This is a genomic window from Candidatus Diapherotrites archaeon (assembly GCA_030688545.1).
Classification (GTDB): domain Archaea; phylum Iainarchaeota; class Iainarchaeia; order Iainarchaeales; family VGJJ01; genus VGJJ01.
The window spans coordinates 136,754-155,887 of record JAUYHT010000008.1; the positions used below are offsets into that span (position 1 = coordinate 136,754).

Annotated in this window: 16 protein-coding genes, 3 tRNA genes and 1 pseudogene; 14 read left to right on the forward strand and 6 right to left on the reverse strand. The window is 46.9% G+C overall.

The features are described from left to right. Positions 1-17 precede the first annotated feature (17 nt). Positions 18-1,790, forward strand: coding sequence for a ribosome biogenesis/translation initiation ATPase RLI (locus tag Q8P05_06225; GenBank protein ID MDP2667068.1), 1,773 nt, complete (start codon positions 18-20; stop codon positions 1,788-1,790). 87 nt (positions 1,791-1,877) lie between these two features. On the opposite strand, the gene Q8P05_06230 is transcribed toward Q8P05_06225, so the two are convergent. The 3 genes from Q8P05_06230 to Q8P05_06240 all read right to left on the reverse strand — a co-directional run bounded on the left by Q8P05_06230 (position 1,878) and on the right by Q8P05_06240 (position 4,345). Then, positions 1,878-2,681: a hypothetical protein gene (locus Q8P05_06230; GenBank protein ID MDP2667069.1), complete on the reverse strand. Its 804-nt coding sequence runs from the start codon at positions 2,679-2,681 to the stop codon at positions 1,878-1,880. A 188-nt stretch (positions 2,682-2,869) separates the two neighbouring features. Continuing rightward, positions 2,870-3,730, reverse strand: a complete 861-nt coding sequence (locus Q8P05_06235) for a lipopolysaccharide core heptose(II) kinase RfaY (GenBank protein MDP2667070.1) — start codon at positions 3,728-3,730, stop codon at positions 2,870-2,872. A gap of 48 nt (positions 3,731-3,778) precedes the next feature. After that, a complete protein-coding gene (locus Q8P05_06240) occupies positions 3,779-4,345 on the reverse strand; it encodes a hypothetical protein (protein MDP2667071.1) in 567 nt (188 codons plus the stop codon). A 128-nt stretch (positions 4,346-4,473) separates the two neighbouring features. Between Q8P05_06240 and Q8P05_06245 the strand changes: the two are divergent. The 4 genes and pseudogenes from Q8P05_06245 to Q8P05_06260 all read left to right on the forward strand — a co-directional run bounded on the left by Q8P05_06245 (position 4,474) and on the right by Q8P05_06260 (position 9,181). Then, a pseudogene (locus Q8P05_06245) lies at positions 4,474-6,789 on the forward strand (AAA family ATPase). 174 nt (positions 6,790-6,963) lie between these two features. After that, positions 6,964-7,350 (forward strand): hypothetical protein, encoded by a 387-nt coding sequence (locus tag Q8P05_06250; GenBank protein MDP2667072.1) that lies wholly within the window; start codon positions 6,964-6,966, stop codon positions 7,348-7,350. A gap of 193 nt (positions 7,351-7,543) precedes the next feature. Further along, complete coding sequence (locus Q8P05_06255; GenBank protein ID MDP2667073.1) at positions 7,544-8,785, forward strand: LuxR C-terminal-related transcriptional regulator; 1,242 nt, start codon at positions 7,544-7,546, stop codon at positions 8,783-8,785. A gap of 102 nt (positions 8,786-8,887) precedes the next feature. Continuing rightward, the gene (locus Q8P05_06260) at positions 8,888-9,181 is read left to right on the forward strand and encodes a hypothetical protein (GenBank protein MDP2667074.1); all 294 of its coding nucleotides are present in this window, start codon (positions 8,888-8,890) and stop codon (positions 9,179-9,181) included. 92 nt (positions 9,182-9,273) lie between these two features. Here the strand turns inward: Q8P05_06260 and Q8P05_06265 are convergent, their stop codons facing one another. Next, positions 9,274-10,521, reverse strand: coding sequence for an Nre family DNA repair protein (locus tag Q8P05_06265; GenBank protein ID MDP2667075.1), 1,248 nt, complete (start codon positions 10,519-10,521; stop codon positions 9,274-9,276). A gap of 88 nt (positions 10,522-10,609) precedes the next feature. Here Q8P05_06265 and Q8P05_06270 point away from each other — a divergent pair, with 88 nt between their 5' ends. The 3 genes from Q8P05_06270 to Q8P05_06280 all read left to right on the forward strand — a co-directional run bounded on the left by Q8P05_06270 (position 10,610) and on the right by Q8P05_06280 (position 14,832). Further along, positions 10,610-11,644, forward strand: a complete 1,035-nt coding sequence (locus Q8P05_06270) for a sigma factor-like helix-turn-helix DNA-binding protein (protein MDP2667076.1) — start codon at positions 10,610-10,612, stop codon at positions 11,642-11,644. A gap of 25 nt (positions 11,645-11,669) precedes the next feature. After that, complete coding sequence (gene thrS / locus Q8P05_06275) at positions 11,670-13,604, forward strand: threonine--tRNA ligase (protein ID MDP2667077.1); 1,935 nt, start codon at positions 11,670-11,672, stop codon at positions 13,602-13,604. A gap of 118 nt (positions 13,605-13,722) precedes the next feature. Beyond that, positions 13,723-14,832, forward strand: a complete 1,110-nt coding sequence (locus Q8P05_06280) for a PQQ-dependent sugar dehydrogenase (GenBank protein MDP2667078.1) — start codon at positions 13,723-13,725, stop codon at positions 14,830-14,832. A 182-nt stretch (positions 14,833-15,014) separates the two neighbouring features. Here the strand turns inward: Q8P05_06280 and Q8P05_06285 are convergent, their stop codons facing one another. Further along, positions 15,015-15,698, reverse strand: a complete 684-nt coding sequence (locus tag Q8P05_06285) for a queuosine precursor transporter (GenBank protein MDP2667079.1) — start codon at positions 15,696-15,698, stop codon at positions 15,015-15,017. Positions 15,699-15,757: 59 nt separating this feature from the next. Here Q8P05_06285 and Q8P05_06290 point away from each other — a divergent pair, with 59 nt between their 5' ends. Further along, on the forward strand, positions 15,758-16,444 hold the full coding sequence (locus Q8P05_06290; protein MDP2667080.1) for a DUF2431 domain-containing protein: 687 nt from the start codon (positions 15,758-15,760) through the stop codon (positions 16,442-16,444). Here the strand turns inward: Q8P05_06290 and Q8P05_06295 are convergent, their stop codons facing one another. Beyond that, positions 16,445-17,542, reverse strand: a complete 1,098-nt coding sequence (locus tag Q8P05_06295) for a hypothetical protein (protein ID MDP2667081.1) — start codon at positions 17,540-17,542, stop codon at positions 16,445-16,447. 113 nt (positions 17,543-17,655) lie between these two features. On the opposite strand from Q8P05_06295, the gene Q8P05_06300 reads away from it, so the two are divergent. The 5 genes from Q8P05_06300 (at position 17,656) to Q8P05_06320 (ending at position 19,004) form a co-directional block, all read left to right on the forward strand. Beyond that, positions 17,656-17,727: transfer RNA gene (locus Q8P05_06300), tRNA-Val, on the forward strand. A 65-nt stretch (positions 17,728-17,792) separates the two neighbouring features. Then, the gene (locus Q8P05_06305) at positions 17,793-18,521 is read left to right on the forward strand and encodes a hypothetical protein (protein MDP2667082.1); all 729 of its coding nucleotides are present in this window, start codon (positions 17,793-17,795) and stop codon (positions 18,519-18,521) included. A gap of 26 nt (positions 18,522-18,547) precedes the next feature. Next, a complete protein-coding gene (locus Q8P05_06310; GenBank protein ID MDP2667083.1) occupies positions 18,548-18,763 on the forward strand; it encodes a hypothetical protein in 216 nt (71 codons plus the stop codon). A 29-nt stretch (positions 18,764-18,792) separates the two neighbouring features. Continuing rightward, positions 18,793-18,864, forward strand: a tRNA-Gly gene (locus Q8P05_06315). Positions 18,865-18,933: 69 nt separating this feature from the next. Next, a tRNA-Gly gene (locus Q8P05_06320) sits at positions 18,934-19,004 on the forward strand. Positions 19,005-19,134 lie beyond the last annotated feature (130 nt).

The following is a 19,134-nucleotide window of genomic DNA, read 5'->3' on the forward strand; positions in this document are numbered from 1 at the left end:
CATAAGGAAAACCCATCATGAGCCTCAAACGAATCGCCGTCATCGATCACGCGAAGTGCTTTCCCGACAAGTGCAACTGGCTCTGCCAGCGCAAATGCCCGGTGAACCGAGTGGGAAAGGACTGCATTACTCAAAATACCTCATTGTTCAAGGCCCAGATATCGGAAGAATTATGCACGGGCTGCGGCATCTGCCCAAAAGTATGCCCCTTCGGGGCCATCACCATCATCAACCTGGACGTGGATTTTGGAAACCCCATCCACTCCTATGGGGTTAATTTCTTCCGGTTGCATAAACTCCCCATCCCCCGCGCCCAAAACGTGGTGGGCATCGTGGGACGGAATGGAACGGGCAAAACCACCGCCCTCCGCATCCTATCAGGACAGATGCCTCCCAACCTGGGAGACTATGATCAAAAACCCACATATGGGGGAGCAGTGGAGGCCTTCCGCGGAAAAGAATTGCAGCATGTCTTCTCCCGCCTGCGGGATGGGACGCATACCCTTTCCATTAAACCCCAGGACGTAGAAAGGATCCCGCGACATTTCCAAGGGAGCGTGCGGGAATTGTTACACACCATTTCCCCAGAAAAAACGGATGCCACGGTGCACGCCCTTGGGTTAGAAAATATCCTCGACCGGGGTATTGAACAATTATCGGGAGGGGAACTCCAGAAAGTGGCCCTCGCCGTGTGCGGAATGAAGGACGCCACCACCTATTACATCGACGAACCATCCTCCTTCCTGGATATCCGGGAACGCTTACGCATCGCCGGCTATATCCGGGGCCTCCTTGGAAATGATAGGGGGGTTATGGTCATCGAGCACGACCTAATCCTATTGGATTACCTCTCGGATTCGATTCACCTCATGTTCGGTGAACCCGCTGTATTCGGGGTCGTTTCGAGCGTCCATCCCACGCGGGAGGGTATCAATATGTATCTCGATGGTTATGCTAAAGACGAAAATTTCAGGTTCCGAAACCATTCCATCACCTTCATGGAACGCGGAGCGCGCGACTTTACCAAAACAACCCCTCTCATCCACTGGCCATCCTTCAAAGTCAAGCAGGGCCCGTTCACATTGGACGCGGAACCAGGGCACCTGGGAAAGAACGAAGTGATTGGGATATTAGGACCGAATGGAATAGGAAAAACCACCTTCATCAAGGCCCTCGCGGGACTGCTCACTCCGGAAGAAGGAGTGTTGCCCCTGCACATGCCGGTGGCCTATAAACCCCAGTATGTGGAACCCATTCCTGGAATGACGGTGGAATCCTATTTACGAACCCGCTTAACGGGAGCGGCCCGGGAGGCCCGTCATTTACTCGTGGAACCCCTCCACCTTCCCTCATTGTATGAGAAGGAGATGCAAACCCTCTCCGGAGGAGAATTGCAGCGCGTGGCCATCGCCGGGGCATTGGGAAGCGATGCCCCGCTCATTCTATTGGATGAACCCAGCGCCAACCTTGATGTGGAACAGCGCCTCCAAGCCGCCCACGCCATCCGGAGCATCGTGGATGCGTTTGATAAAACCGCGTTGGTGGTGGACCATGATCTCCTCTTCATGGATTTCGTATCGGATAGATTACTCCTATTCGATGGCGAACCCTCCACCCATGGAAACGTTCGCGGACCCATGGGGATGGAGGAAGGGATGAATGGACTATTATCCCAATTAGGTATCACTCTGCGCCGCGACCAGCACTCCAAACGCCCCCGCATCAACAAACCGGGAAGCGTTAAGGATACCGAGCAAAAAAAGACGGGGCAATATTACTACACCAAATGATTTTCCGTCCCAATGGATTATCAAAAAATCCATACTACACCAAAATATCTTGATAGAAACGGGGATATTGGCGTGCGTGACGCGTATCTAATCCGAATGTTCTATCTTCGTCATCAGATGCCCGCGCAACCCCGCGTGGTGGCGGGACGCGTACTCATGCCCCCGCACCAATTCAAAACGGCGCATATAGAGAATCGTCTTGAGAATCTCAATGAAAGGAATGACCAAAACAAACATGAGAACAAGAGTGATGTACCGCCCCACGAAAAGAATGGAATCGATTCCCGCCTCAACCAAAGGAAGTAACCCCACGAGCAGGGTGGACACCACCAGGATCAACAGGAAATCCTTGGGATACTTGAAGATCACATACCAATTGGTCTTGATGGCCTCGATGATGGGCTTCTCATCCACCACCAAAGACTGGGGGACGAAAATGAATGATAATGAGACCAGGAACAACGCGAGGTTGATCCAAACGATATCCAAACCCAGGAACAGCCCGGCGCTCACCACCAGAACAAAGAGGAGGCTGAGTAGAACAAAATAGATGAACATGGTGAGGAAGAAATGCTCCATCATGTCCCGCAGATACCGCTTCACGGGGACATGGGAAAGGTCATTGCGCACCGCGAGCAACAACAAGGAGAGGAGGATGGCATACATCGCCAGGAAAACCAATGAGCCCCCGACTAGGGCCGCCACCACTTCCACGGACAAAAGACTAAATGAATAATCAAAGAAAATCGTGCCATCCAGGAGAGCGGTGTTGTTGAACTGCTGGAAGAAGAACACGAACACCAGTAATATGGCGAAAGAGAGGCTAATCCTCAGGTTATTTCGATAAAGCTCCCAAACCTGCCCCCACCACTCGGATTCAGTCCGCGCCATGCTTACACCAAGGCATTATCGGGTTAAAAGCCTGCCATTCAACCGCAGGGAATCCTGTTCCTCCCCTCGGAAAAAATAGGCCCTTACAACATAAAACAGGAGGAGTTCCCTTCCTCAAAAAATTCAGGAAGAAGCGGGGACCGCATAGACTGTTATCAGCAACCACTCGCAAACAAATTTTAATGGTGTTAATCCTCATCATAGTGGCGCCTCATTTCGATGTTTAGCCTTTGTCCAGCCAATAGGCCTTTTGCCATCCCGCGGATATGTTGATAAAAATAATCGTCTCTCTTTCCTAATCCTTTGAAATACGCATTTAATGCCAGTTCAAAGTCTTCTGGCGTCCTGAAGAGATAGTAATTACCAATGACGTGCCATGCCTCATGCAAAAAGTGATAGAATTCAGATAGTTTTGCTTTTTCGTACCCCTCTTGGTAAGCGGGAACAAATAGTTTCTTGCTTTTTCTTTTTTCTACCTCCTCTTTAGTTAACATCTGTTTGGTGTCGAGGACGGTGACTCGTGACCCATCAATGATAAAGTTGCCCATATGTGGATGTCCATGCCATATCCCGACACGGTGCATCTTTCCGATGGTTTCAGCAATTTTTAATCCGATTTCTCTTTTTTGGTCAGCCGACATTTTTTGGTTGTTGAACGCTTCCTGTCCGCTTGTTCCCTTCACAAAACGGAATACGTGAAAACGTCTCTTTTTAGCGTCAACATATGATGCCAAAGGGGATTCCACGCGTACTCTTCGGCCTATTGCCATAACAGCAGATACAAGAGCGCCTCGCTCACCTTTGAGTTCCCGATCAAGCATGTAGGAGTTTCTCCACCTCTTTAACGCTTCTGCATTTTTTATCACTAATTTCATGCCGCTGGGAGTTTCCACTTGCATGGGATATTCATACGGGAATTCTTTTCCTAATGCTTTTTTCACTATTCTCCATTTTGACGGGTCGCGCAACTCAGGTCTATTTTCACGATAAATGATGGCGCGAATCGAGGAATGCGGTCTGCGCGCACGGGCAAAAGATTTTCCTTGCATAGGCTAGTTGGCTTTTTTGATTATATAAAATTTTGCAAGTAGTCCTTTCTACGTAGAAGCAGGGGCCGTGTGCGCGGCTTCCTTGGTATGGTGGGGCAGGGGCTCATCCCAATACCGATGAATGATGACGAAAGAAACCCACCCCAGCAACCCCGCGAGCACGAATAGGAAGAAGGGTGACTTGAGGAGGAAATCAAGAAAGTTCTGCATCACGAAATCAATCGTAGGACTCAACGAGACGATGCCGGGGTATGCGTCTCCCTTATTGAGGGCCACTAGAAACGCATTGTTCCAATAATAACCCACCATGGAAAAGAACCAGGCCACATACCCTAACACCACCCACATCAAAGCAAACGGAATGGATAGAACAAAATCGTCCTTGAAATGAAGGGCATACCATTCCATCCCCAGCCAAACAAAAATGAACCCAATCAAAGGAATCCCCCAGAACAAGGGGTCCACGAACAAGTATCCCTGGAGGGGCACTCCTTGGAATAGGGAATGACCATAGGCATCCCACTTGGGAAGGAAATCAAACACAAGATAAACAAGATACAAAATGACATACGTCAAAACAAGGAAAATGCCTATCTTCATGGGACGCGCGACCATATGCTTCCATTACAAGCCCAATGCCATAAAAACCCCATCTCCACTCCCCTCCAACACCCATCCTTCACTCACAATGGCTCTGCCCCCGGCGTACCCTAAAAAACCCAATAGGGGATTAAGCATCTTGCATGGAAGCCAAACTCCCCCCCAAAATGCCCTGGGTGGAAAAATACCGCCCTCACGCTCTCAAGGATGTAATCGGGCAACCTGAAATCGTTCCCCGACTTGAACGGTATGTGGCCACCCGGGATCTGCCGCACCTCATGTTCGCGGGGCACGCGGGAATAGGGAAGACATCAGCGGCCGTGGCATTGGCCAAAGAACTATTTGGTGAAGAGTGGGGGCAGAACTTCATGGAGCTCAACAGCTCGGACGACCGGGGCATTGATGTCGTAAGGGGCACCATCAAGGATTTCGCGCGCACGCTAGCGTTCAATGCGGATTTCAAGATCATATTTTTAGATGAGTGCGACGCACTCACCGCGGATGCCCAACAGGCTTTGCGTCGAACGATGGAAAAATATTCCAGGACGGTTCGCTTTATTCTTTCGTGCGTAACACCCGAAACACGTATCGCAACACCTGAAGAAACTGAAATGACAATAGGCGAATACTTTGAGCGATTTGAAGAAAAAAAAATAAAACATGTTTTCAATGTCCACGAAAAAAGGAGCAAAGCAAAAACTGATTTGGTCTTGGCAGCCTTAAAACAGAATCCAAAAATGAATGGAAAAAAAGTTATGGAAATACAAACGAATACTGGACGCACCCTCCACGTAACGGACGACCACCCCCTCTTCACGAGTGAAGGATGGAAAAAAGTCAAGGACCTCCAAATGAAAGAAAAGATCGTTATATTTCCGGCACTGGAAACTACTTCTTATCCAACTGATATTCGACCATTATTTGATATTGAAGAATTTGAGCGATTCCTCGAGAACCTGGAGGTGCGTCCACGTCTAAATCTCACCAACGCTACCCAATTCAGACAGTTAACCGCCATGGACAAACGGAAAATGGTTGATAAAATACACGAATATTACTCCTTCATTTCATCGGGAAAAGGAGTTACGCCACGAGAGTTAAAACTTTTGTCATTTATTCCAACCGATAAAAATATTTCCCGTGCCTCGTTAGCACAACATATGCAGCTATCGCGCATTCGTACCGTGCAACTACTACAAGTATTAGAATCCAAGGGGTTTGTCCGACGCACAATAGAAGGAAAAATCCATTCATTTTGCCGCACAAATGAAATCCCACGCAAAATAAGGAACTTTAGGGATATCCAAAATGAAATCAAAAAACAATTTGGAATTAGTGTTTCTTATACCGAAGTCCAAAAGCTGGCACGACGGGAAGTAGTGTTTGAAGGAAAAACAGCCGGAACCCTGAACGAATTAACAAAAAAAGAACTGTTAACCCTCCGTTGTGATGATGAAAAAACGTTTGCTCTCATCCGAGTCCTTGGATTTGTATTTGGTGACGGCCACATCATCCATAACCACCAACGCATTTGGTTCAGTGGAAATACGGATGCGCTAGACGAAGTCCGCAACGATCTCAAAAAGCTGGGTTTCACTCCCAGCCCCACCCAGACCAAACAGATTCGCGGGAACATTGGAGGAAGACAATTCGATGGCGAAACGACATTTATGTTTCTTGATTCGCGTCCCCTGGGATACTTGCTTGCCTTTTTGGGGGCATCAACGGGAGATAAAGTAATCACGCCGTATTCCCTACCCTCTATAGTTAAAACAGGAAACCGTCTAATCAAGCGCGAATTCCTTCGTGCATTATTCGGATGCGAAGGTTATTCGCCGCGAATAACATACAAGAGTTTGGAAGCCATCACGTTGCGCATGCACAAGGATTTTATTCTCCGATCAAATATGCTCGCATTTTTTGGCGATCTCCAAACCTTATTGAAGGAATTCGACGTTGACTCCTACTTAGGGATAAACTCAACATCCTACACACGAAAAGATGGACAAAAATCTGAAATCCACGAACTTATCATTACTCCCAATGAAGAAAACACCTATCGCTTCTTGAGTCGAGTTGGATACGCATTCGAAATAGCTAAAATGAACAAAGCACGATTGGTGGGAGAATATTTACGCTATAAAAGTGCTAACCTAATGCGCCAAAAAAAGAAAGCGGAAGAAATCGTTGTATTATTAAAGGATGGATATACCAAAAGCGCCATCGCACGTATCGTTGATTGTTCAAGAGACTTCGTTGTTGGCCAATCTTTAGGAAAGCAAGTTCATTCACCGCACGACTTCTTATCTTATGAAAAATGGAAAGATAAATACGGTTTCAAAGAAGGCCTTGTATTCAATGAAATCACATCCATGCACGAAATTGAGGTTCCGTTTGTCATGGATATCACATGCCATAACGATCACAATTTTATCGCGAATGGTATTATGGCCCATAATTGCAATTTTTCATCTCGGATAATCGAACCCATCCAAAGCCGGTGTGTCGTGTTCCGATTCCGCCCGCTGCGAAAGGTGGACCTGGAAAAGCAATTGCGATTAATCGCTGAAAAAGAGGGGGTGGTGCTGGAACCCAAAGCCATCGACGCCATAGAATATGTGAGCGAGGGGGATATGCGCAAGGCCATCAACGTGCTGCAGGCGGCCGCGACGCTTGAAAAAAAGGTCACTGAAACCATCGTGTACAACGTGGCCAACAAAGCGCAACCAAAAGAAGTGAAGGAAATGATCCATGCCGCCCTGAAGGGGAAATTCATGGACGCCCGGGAAAAACTGGATTACCTCATGCTAGAGAACGGGTTATCCGGGGAAGATATCATCAAACAGATCCACAAGGAAGTCCTGGATTGGGACGAAAACGAATTGGACTCCCAGACCAAAATTCGCCTTGTCGACCGAATTGGAGAATACGACTTCCGCCTCGTGGAAGGGGCCAATGAACGCATCCAGCTCGAAGCCTTGCTCGCCCAGATGGGCTTGGTTGCGAGTGAGAAGAAATAAGAACCTCGACGCGCCATCTGAAAATGGCCAAAGATCGACCGGTCGCGCGAAAACACCAACCGAATCACCTATAAAGAAACAAAAAACCGTGCATTTGGACAAGATTTAAATTAAGCCAAACAATGCCATGTTCATGCCCCAAAAAAACCGATTGGCGTCGAGACAAGAAAGGGTATTGCGGAAAATAGGATTGATGCCATTAACCTCTACTAAAGAAATTTCCACGCGTTTTGGAATATCAATTAATAACCTCAAAATTATTGAGAGATTACATGCGGGAAGGTTAGAAACCAAAAGAGGATTAATCGAAAAGTTTTCAAGGGACCCCAACAAAAATCGTCTTTTAACGCACCCAAAATTATGGGCATTGCATCGAACCATGGAACTGGCACCCCTTTTAACCGCTAGGGAAATACATGAACAACTGGAAAGAGAAAAAAAACACCACCCTCACCTTTCCTCGCTAAAAATTCCGTCCGAAAATATGATAAATTTGACAATTAAAAATTTAAAACTCCGCACCGAAGAACAGGAAAAGATATTGCTTCGAAAAAGATATGATAAAAGAAGAAGGCCCATCAACGAATTGACTCCGGAGCAACGACAGATGCTAGCCGATGCCGCAAAACCCCTTATTGAAAGATATTGGAGTAAGATACGAAGAAATTATGGAGACGAATTGGCTGACATCATCCGTGACCATATTCAGGACGAAACCAAGTATGTTCGAATTCCCGCCCATTTATCAAAAGAAGAGATGGAACACGCATGGTTGGCCTACCTGAAAAAAGGACAACGCTACTTTTTTCTGCGAGGGGTAGCCATTCTCCGATCGCGCACAAAAGGAAAGCGCCGCATTCAGTTTCCCGAAGGAGAAATTCCTAATATTGAAATCGAAGCACTCCAACCGATAGAAAGAGAAATGGAATTCCCTCCCGACATAACGTTTCCTACCCGCTTAAGTCGACGAGAAGGGCAAGTATTGCAGTTATTGAAAGAAGGAAAAACGCGAAAGCAGATTGCTGTAATACAAGGGGTAGGAACCGCTGCTATCGGTGCTACTGTAAGTAGGATTCGAAAAAAAATAAAAATAGGAGGTGGCGAAGAAACACCCCGCCCATCAGAAAAAACCTCACTCCCAATAAAAAAAGCTATTCGCAGACCACTTGATCCTCCAAAACAACAAAAATATCCAGAAACACATATTGGTGACCCTATTCGACGAGCCATCATTACCTACCTTTCAAAGAGAGCAGGAACCTATTATTCACGAGGGAGATTAAAGCAAAGAATACGTGAGGAGTTTCCAAGTCCACATCCATCTACATTTTGGAAAAAACGTGTCATGCCCCAAATCCAATACTTATTAGAAAATGGCTGGATTGAGGAAGAAATCATCCAAGGGAAAGTACCTTGGTACCGGTTGAAAACCTAAAAAACCAAATCCGCTGCTGAATGTTGGCACAATTCAACCGTTTTGAAACCTACGGCGGTTTGGTCCCGATAAAATTAAATGGATAAAAATGAAGGTCACCATATGTCTGATATTGAGCACGAAAATGAAGCCTATGAGGAGCTCAAGGATTTCCTTGAGAATCGGTTCAATAATTTTCATTATACCATCATTGTCGGCCTCGGCCGAATTGAAAATGACAAAGAGATATATGCCATGGGATTCACATTATCGAATACGGATGCGCATACACCCTTTGGTATTATTAAGGGAATAATTGCTAATATAATAGCTGAATATCAGCAATTGATCGACCAGTATGAGCCAAACCCCGCCCCCTCGCTTTTCAAAACAAAAGGAGAAAAACCAAATGCCTAACATTACCCGCATTCGTGTTCCGATTGACCGTCTCGATTTACTCCGAGTTCCTTTTCCAAAAGAAATACTCGTGGATGCTAAAAAGGAAATGGCTAAAAAAAATCAAGCAAACGACGCTGATGCATAATCCGATCCAGCAATTTTGAATTTTTCTTCCATTCCTTCAAAGGAATGGTCAATTTTGATCCGAGTGCCTGTAACGCCGGTTCCAACGAATCGAATAAATATGAAGACTGTTCCATGGCGTTTCGCACATTCTGGCGACACTGCCAAACACCCATAGGTTGTTGATACCCGGGCCCAATCTCCCGGAAGATTATGGCCGCGGCTTGCCGGCGGTTCTCTTTCATCCACTCAAGCACCGCGAGGCGCGTAGCATAATATCCTCCTGCCACATTCTCGGCATAATTTTTCCGCCCATCAAAGAATTCATGATCGCAACTCATGTGCACATTCGTCATCTCCTGCGCCCAAAAGGAACCCGGGCGATATGCTTCCATGATGTCGAATCCCCATTCCCGAGGAAGGAGGAGAACATAGAAATGATTATCCAAAAAATGGGATTCAAAAAGACGGAACTCATCAATCTGAGAAAAATCCTTGATTTGGTCGATGAGATATTTGCCGATGGTGTCGTCGGATACGGTGATGCTCCAGCGCGTGGGAGTCAATTTTCGGTTCGCCATCACCCCCAACGTACCCGCGCTCAACAGTTTGTACAAATGATGCACAGGAATATCTTTCTCGTATAATTCCTGCATCGCGGTGGCGGCCTTGACCTGGTGATCACTGACCAAATACTCCACCTTATCGGGAATGTGGGGGTTTTCCTGCAACGAAAAATGTTTCATGGGCGCCTGTGGACCCATGGGGGGTGTGTCATGGGAGAATTCCAGTTTGGACATCGGGCTTTTTGTCAATTCCACTTCCACCTCCACCTTTTGGGAAGCCATGGCAATCTCCTGGATCTTCTGCAACTCATTGGAAGGATTGCGCGCGGCATGAATCGACATAGGAAGGTTGGACCGAATTAATTGGGAGCGGAATCCCACCAGTTCATCCAATGGCCTCCCGAACCAGCGCTCCGGGTTGTCCAACAGGTCCGCGGCGTCCGCATCCAAGGAGAACGTGGGGGCCATGGGGGCAATTTTAACCTTGGGATAACCATGATGGGAGACGAATAACGAGGGAGGGGAACTCCCTGAAAATACCTTTCCTTTCATCCGCGAAATGGTGCGCTGTTGCCCCTCATGCTTCTCCAAAACCCAGCATATGGGCCCACACCACAAGCGCCCACGGCACTTGACACACGTTTCGGGGGAGGGCTTGAGGGGCTGCATACCTAGGTAAAGACAAAACGGGCTTTTCAAGGTTTGGACGGTCTATCGCCGAGGAAAACGTTAAATGGGTGGATTGGGTCAATCCCCCATGACCCGATCCTCCCGGTTGCCCAGCGAGCGATTCCATCGCCGGCCATCAACGCGAGAAAGGACACGTGCCGCTCTACTAGCACGAACGAAAAAGGGATGGCTGGAACGCCTTCACGAACCGCCCCCCTGGTGGGAGAAAGGAAAACTGTTGGATTATAGAACTAAAAGATGGAATGAGGTGGAAGAAGGCATTCGTTCTACCAGTCCCGAAAAATACGCAGAAGCCGAGCGTCAGTTAAAAAACCATTTTGATTATCAAGCTGAATACGCGATTAGAAAATATTTTGAATTGAGACCAAACACCCCCTATTCATTTGAAGAAATATATACGCGCATGCTCGAAAGACATTATTTCAACTTTTTGACAGCAGCCAAAGAAAATTTATCTGGTTCCTCTTATATTCTTGCAAGAATGAGCCTTGCCATCGGGCCGGAAAAAAGGGTTCTTGAAAGTTTTGAACAACAAAATCTACCAAAAGCAAGTCGCTTTACGAGCCACCCACGTTTTGGCAAAGCGAGTTCCAGAAAAATATCTTTACTTGGAATACTTCCCCCCCACATCCCGACAACGCCTAGCCGACCGGACATCGTGCATTACCTATCTGGGATACCTGAACCCAACCGGACCATTGTGATGCGCTATTTCGGAGTAGGGACAGCACCCGAAACACTAGCTTCCATTGCAAAAGATTATGGCGTAACTGGGGTAAGAATTCGCCAACGGATTCGACGCTCGCTCGAAATCATCCGCACCAGAACGCGGCCACCAAAATCAAAAAAAAAGATTATCCGACGGAGGCGGAATGAACTCATTCGGGAAACCCTTGAAATATTCATGAAAAAGGGGGAAGGTTCTATAAAAATGATCAAATCCAGAGACCTATTTTCCCTATTGCGATTAACATATCCGGCAATTAACTATTCCACTTTTATTCGGCTGCTAACTCAACTGGAAAGAGAGGATCGAATCGACCATATCGCTTATGGGGTATACACCCTCCGCCCGAAAGGGCGGCCGAGGAAAGACCATTAAAACCCATCCTCCCGGAAGATAGGCTATGGGCGAAACCGTTTCCCTGACCCTTCCTGACGGAAAAAAAATAGAGATGGAGAGAGGAACGACCGTGCGCCAAGCGGTGGAAAAAATTGGGCCGCGCCTGGCGAAAGACGCGCTCGCCGCATCCCTGAATGGGAAGCTCGTGGACCTATTCAGCGAAGTCATTACGGAGGCCGAATTAAAGGTACTCACGTTCTCTTCGCCGGAAGGGAAAGAGGTGTATTGGCATTCCACCTCTCACCTCATGGCGTTCGCCATCGAGGAATTATTTCCAACCGCCAAAATTGCCATCGGCCCCGCCATCGAAGAAGGATTCTATTACGACATCGATTTTGAACGGCCATTTACCCCCGAGGATTTGGAAAAAATAGAAGCCAAAATGCGCGAATTGGCCAAGGCGGATTTTCAAGTAAAACGCATCGAGATGAAACGGGATGACGCCATCCGCTTCTTCGAGAAGAGGAAGAACCCCTACAAGGTGGAGATCCTCTCGGAATTGGCTGATGAAAAGGTTTCCTTGTACGAGGAAGGGCGATTCATCGACCTCTGCACCGGTCCCCATGTCCCCTCCACGGGAACGATTGGGGCGGTGAAATTGTTGCGCGTCTCTGGGGCCTATTGGCGAGGGGATGCCAAAAACAAACAATTGCAGCGCGTCTATGGAATAAGCTTTCCGACGCAAAAAGAAATGGAAGCCTTTTTGAAGGAACTGGAAGAAAGAGAAAAACGCGACCACCGGCGAATAGGAAAAGAGATGAAGATCTTTGCCTTCCATGAAGACATTGGGATGGGATTGCCATTATGGCTGCCAAATGGGGAGCAGTTGTTTCATACCCTCCAAGAATTTATGCGGGAAGTGGAGGAAGAAGCGGGATACCAATATGTGCGCACTCCCCATATCATCAAGGGAAAAATGCTCGAACGCACCGGACACATCCCGTATTACACCGCCTCCATGTACACCCCCATTGAGATTGAGGGGGAACACTATTACCTCAGACCCATGAACTGCCCCCACCACCACGCCATCTATTCGGAACTGGTGCAGAGCTACAAACAGCTCCCTCTTCGTTTAGCCGAAGCAGGAACGATATACCGGTATGAATTGAGCGGAACCATGTATGGAATTATCCGCACGCGGGGATTTACCCAGAACGATGCCCACCTCTACGTGACACCGGAACAGGTGGAAGATGAAGTGATAAACGTACTGCAAATGAATATAGACATTTATGAAAAAATGGGATTGAAAAACTATTGGTTCCAATTGTCCCTGCCGGATTTCGAAGGACATCCTGAAAAATATGCGGGTGACAAAAAAAGGTGGGAAATGGCCGCGGAGGCCCTGCGCCGGGCCGGTAAACGGATCAAAAAGAATGTAGTGGAAGTGATGGATGAAGCCGCGTTCTATGGTCCCAAAATAGATATACAGACCAAAAATGTTAAAGGGAAGGAAGAGTCCATCGCCACCGTACAAGTAGACATCATGGTCCCCAAAAGACTTGGGTTAACCTACATCGACGAGCAGGATAAACCTCAAATACCCGTTGTCATCCACCGGGCCATCATCGGCAGCTATGAGCGATTCATCGCGTTCCTATTGGAACAGACGATGGGAAAATTTCCCCTATGGCTGGCACCAGTGCAGGTAAAAATTCTCCCCCTGAGCGAAAAGTTCCGCACCTACGGAGAAAAAGTCTTTTTGGAAATGAAAAAGCGGGGAATTAGGGTAGAACTGGATTCCACGGACGAGACACTCAACTATCGCATCCGGAATGCGCAACTGGAAAAAGTTCCCTACATGGTGATTGTCGGGGAAAAAGAAGAGAAGGCCCATGCCGTGAGCATCCGAACACGCCAAGGAAACCAGGAGAATGGGATTCCTTTCGACACTTTTTTGGCCCGCATCCAAAAAGAAAATGACGAAAAGGAATAAATGGCCTAATTATCTTTTTTCACCAGGAATAGAACCCGAAACCGGTGACATGAATTTATGGATGAAATAATGGGCACCCTCACTCTCTCTTTTATGGTCGCGTGGGGCTAATATTTGGATGCAACCCCCATCCCTTCTCATAGGTTTTTTGATTTTAGGCTCCATCGTTCTAGGAATCATCTTCCTGGGCCAACCTCAACCACTCGCACCCGACCTCGATATTTCAAACACCCTCCCTAAAGACAATCAGAATATTGAAACCATCGCGGAAGGACTGACTATTCCCTGGGAGGTGACTTTTTTGCCTAATGGCGAATGGCTCGCGACTGAAAGACCCGGGAGGCTGTGGCGCAGTGGTGGAGACAACTCACCCATCACTATTGAAGGAGTCCATTACTCCGGGGAAGGAGGATTATTAGGTATGGCCCTCCATCCGCAATTCCAAACCAACGGGTGGATTTACCTCTATTACACTTCCCAAAACGATGGACTAATTGAAAACCAGGTATCCCGATATGTATTTGATGGCCAGCAAAATAGGTTGACCAATGCTAAAACGATATTGGGGGGTATCCCGGGATCGGCCAACCACCATGGCGGCCGGATCGCTTTCGGGCCTGATGGATATCTATACATCACCACCGGCGACGCGCAACAATCGGAAACGGCGCAGGACATAACCTCGCTCGCCGGAAAAATATTACGGGTGGATGAAAACGGGAACATTCCTTCTGATAATCCATTCGGAAATCAAGTGTATTCGTTTGGCCACCGCAACCCCCAAGGATTAACATGGGATGCGGAAGGACAGTTATGGTCCACGGAACACGGGCGCTCCGGACTGGCCTCAGGATTCGACGAGCTCAATCAGATTGAATCAGGGAACAACTATGGATGGCCCGCCATTCAAGGAGATGAAACGGGAGAGGGGTTTAGAAATCCCATTATCCATTCCGGCGCCACCGACACCTGGGCGCCGGCGGGGATGGCTTTCCACCAAGGAAAGATCTATTTCGCCGGACTACGAGGAGAAGCGCTATACGAATACGACCTCGTTACTCATGAACTGAAAATCCATTTCAAACACCGGTTTGGAAGGCTACGCGCCGTGGTTGCCCAAGCGGATGCGCTCTACCTTTCCACGAGCAACCTGGACGGAAGGGGCATTCCCCGGGTCGGGGATGACAGGATCATCCGAATCAACTGGTCCTATTTCAAGGATACGTGAAATGACTATCTCTCCACTCTAAAATGAATCCAACGAATGGAAAACTTTACCGAATGTCCAATCGCTCGCGAAACAGTGCAAAAACAATCTGAAGGCCAAATAATCGGAAATTCGCCATATCAAAAAATAAAATTTCATTAAAATAGGAAAAAACTATCCCGCGAACCAGTTAATTAATCCTATCAACTCTTGTGCAATACCCATCTATTCGCATACATGAAAGGGATGTCAACCAATCCCACTAACCATTTCATGGCTATCAAACCAATGAAAATTGGAACTATTGGCTGCAATCCATAAAATGCCAATGTGACGAATATCATCGAATCCACTGCCATTGATGGGATGGAACTAAAAACATTCCTCATCCATAATTGTTTTCCCTTCGTAAACTCTTTGAACCAAGCGAAAATGTGTGCATCCAAGGATTCACTAATATAGAAAGCGATCCAGCTAGCCACCATAATCCGGGGAGCGAATCCTAAAATAGTCTCAAAAATCTGTTGATCAGACCAAAAAGGGGCAGGGGGGATGGCAATCGTCAACCAAATAAAAAAAACCATTACAATCTGTGCTACCAGCGCGATCCGAATCATGTTTAATGTTTCATTTTTACCAAATCGTTCATTCACGATATCAGTTATGAGAAATGTGACGGCAAAAATCAATGTAGCAGCTGGGGCGATGAACGTGCTAAATCCCAAATCAAAGGCTGCGATTTTGATAGCCATAATATTGGCCGCAATCACGAAGGCAACGTATAACCCTATCAATGCGTCTGGTTTACCATACTTTCGAGCATACCAGGAACCAAAAAGGGTTACAGAAGAAATGAGGATGATCCAAACAATGATCCACTGGAGCATGTATATGTACCTCAAAGGAGATATAAAAGCCTTATATTCAAGATTTGCCGGATTACCCTATGCAAAGTGCGTATGCCGTGAAAAGCACACTAAAAATATTAAGTGAACTGAAACGAGCAGGAAAGCACCATATTCGCTATTTGGGAAAAAGACTTGTTGTATATCCACACGTTTTCTCACCAGCATACTTTGGCGATTCATTATTTTTCGCAAAAGAAATTCCAATTCGCAGAGGAGAAATTATTCTGGATGTAGGAACGGGAACAGGAATATTGGCCATTGCATCCGTGAATAAAAAAGCGAAAAAGGTTGTAGGAGTTGATTTTAATCCTAATGCAATCATTAACGCAAAAGAAAACATTAAAATCTATGGGATGGAAAAGAAAATTTCCATTTACAAAGGAAATTTGTTCTATCCGTTCCGAAACGAAAAATTCACCACAATAGTTTGGAATTTCCCTTTCTGTAATACCAAAGCAAAGAGTTATCTCGAAAAATCAGTGTTCGACTATCAATACAAATCCCTTGAACGGTTCTTGAAGGAAGCCAAAAAGCATTTGAAAAAGAATGGGCGAATCATTCTTGGATTCTCCCCAGACTTGGGGGATGAAAAATTATTGAAGAAAATTATACACAAAAAAGGATATGGACAAAAATTGATATGTGAAAAGAAATCGACTCAATCGCATGTGCGGGGAGCGCAAAAACGAGTAAGATATCAACTGTTTGAACTGAGACCGAATTAATTATTTCACCAGAACGACAACCCGCTCGTTCACCTTCCCCACGAAACCGGAGTGGCGCTTGTGACAATCGATGGTGCGCGCGATGATATTGTCTTCCAGCGTAAAACCTTCTTCCTTGGCGATGTCCATCAATAATTCATCGCTCTTCACCACCCGATCGGGAAAGCAGCCCCCGGCCACATTGACCACGGCCTTTCCCCCATCCTTGAGGACGCGGTGGAATTGGCGGAAGCATTTCAGCATGTCATGCAAATAGGCATCCGCGATAGGCAAATCACTTTCTCCTTCTCCCATCGCGACTTGTTCCCCAATGAAGGAACGCAATTGGGTTTTGGATTCATCAAAAAATAATGCTAATTCCAGCTTATAGGCGCTCGCATACTCCACTTTATTCAAGTAGGGCGGGGACGTGATAATGGAACCGATGGAATGGGATTCAATATGCTTCAATCGCCGCGCATCGTCATCCAGGATTTTAGGTATGTAACCTTCCGAGGGGACCTTTTCAAGGTCCTTAATCATGTGTCCTATTTTTTGCACCCAGAATTTTCTCACGGGCATATATCCTTTATTTATGCGGCGGAGGCTGGCGCCTAATCGTTCAACATTGGCACAGCGCAAGGTTTGGTCAATCAACGCGAGGAGCGCGATGTCATGCAAGGGAGATTTTGTCATCTCTTTCCGAATGTACCCTTTAATGAAAAGGAGTTCGCGGAATGTTTGAGGATGAAAACGCTTGGCGACCCAGGAATCCACTCGCCCTTCCCGGGGGAAATCGAATCGTTCTTTTTTGAGGACGGCATACTCCTCCTGGAGGGAATCCAAATCATATGTTTTGGTTTTGGTCTCAGCTACAAACCGCATGAGAGGAGAGGTATCGCACCCGATGGAAATTAGACCCATTTCCTTGCACGCCAGAGGAGTGGTTCCCACGCCACAAAATGGATCAAGGATGGGCCCTTGCAGTGAATAGGATGTCACCCCCCACTCCACGAAAGCCTTGGAGAAACCCTCGCGGTAATGAAACCAGCGGTGAATGGGGATGTTTCGGTTGGGGGAAAAGGTGACCATCTCGGAAAGAGGAATAGAGAACGGCATACCCAACCTTCGAAGGGGGGCTTATAATCTTATTTTACGGGGGAAATGGATAGAGGCGGCTGTCGTATCGAATATGGCGATGGGGTCTCCTAACATCAACCGATAACGTGGGTGGCCCCGTGGTCTAACGGCTAGGATAGCTCCCTTACACGGAGCGGGCGGCAGTTCGACTCTGCCCGGGGCCATTAAAAGAGGAATCCGGTGGCACAAAAAGCCTAAGGGTTAAATACCGATTTTCCCTTCGCAACCAATGGCCCACATTTTCAGCGGAAAGGAGAAAAACGATGCCCGGCTCATCACCTGGGCGCTCGAAACTACACGAAAGGGAAACGTATTGCAGCGACCCGAATTTGTTTATGACGTGCTCACCCATTTCGGGGCTCACATCACCCTTGACCAGGTCGAAACCATTCATGGCCTAATGACTCACCTTATACAAAATCTATTAGCTATCCATCAAATTAAACCCTCCCAGCCCGATTCGATTCAAGAAATCGTCACGACAGCCGCCACCCGTATACGTACAAACAAATCCGTCCGAACCCCTCAAAATCCGGTGGCCCAAAAAATGGCGGATTATTACCCCCGCCACTCACAGGTAATTCCCCCTTCCAAAGAGCCTATGATCGAGCGGAGGAAAACTCAACTCACTCCCACTGAGAGGGTTGATAAAATGCTCAAGCAATTCATCGAAAATCCAGTATTGAAACCAGCTGATATCCAATATATATTGCCATCCATCAGACTATTTTCCCAAAAATTGCCGCCTAGAAATAATCTGGATAGGTTAGTCTTTGATCGAATCATTCAAAATAATTTTGGTCCAGACATCCGAGAAGCCGTGATCCAACGCGAACTAAAGTTGGCCCAAATAAAACGTGAAAGTCGGCAAGGTATTGATAATTATTATAGACAAATATCAGAAATAGAAAGAAGACGAAAAGAACGAGGCCAACGACCCCCTCGGCCTCACCGCTAATAAAGGCAAGTATCTCATTTTCTTCCATGGAAGATCTCCATTCCAAGAAGAAAGAGAAACCCGTTACCATCGAGGTGCTCATGGAAGGGCCGGGGGGCGAGCTCTATTTCCAACCCGTGGAAGCCACTCCCGATCACCTGGAGGACTTGATTAAAGCCACCACCAACAGCATGATCAAGCACAACCTGGCGAAGCAGCTAGAACGGCTGAGGAAAGACCATGGGGAAGAGGACACCCATTAAAAATCATCCTCAAGGGATTTTAGTAGAAGGCGAGAGTGGGCCAATGGTTAAGCTTCGGCCTTGCCAAGGCCGAGATCCGGGTTCAATTCCCGGCTCTCGCATATTCCAATAATCCCATGAAAGAAAAAATGCGCAACAAATCATTCGGAATGAAAAAAGTATAGAAAAAAGCAGCGATAGTCTAGTGGTATGATAGGAGCTTCCCAAGCTTCTGGTCCGGGTTCGATTCCCGGTCGCTGCATCGTATCCAGCGTTAGAGTGCAATCCGGCTGGCTGATATCCCCAGTTTAGCGACTCTCATTTTGATTTATTTTCAATCCTATATTTTATTTCATAGACATTGGGAGAAGATTGCTGCGGATTTGATTTTT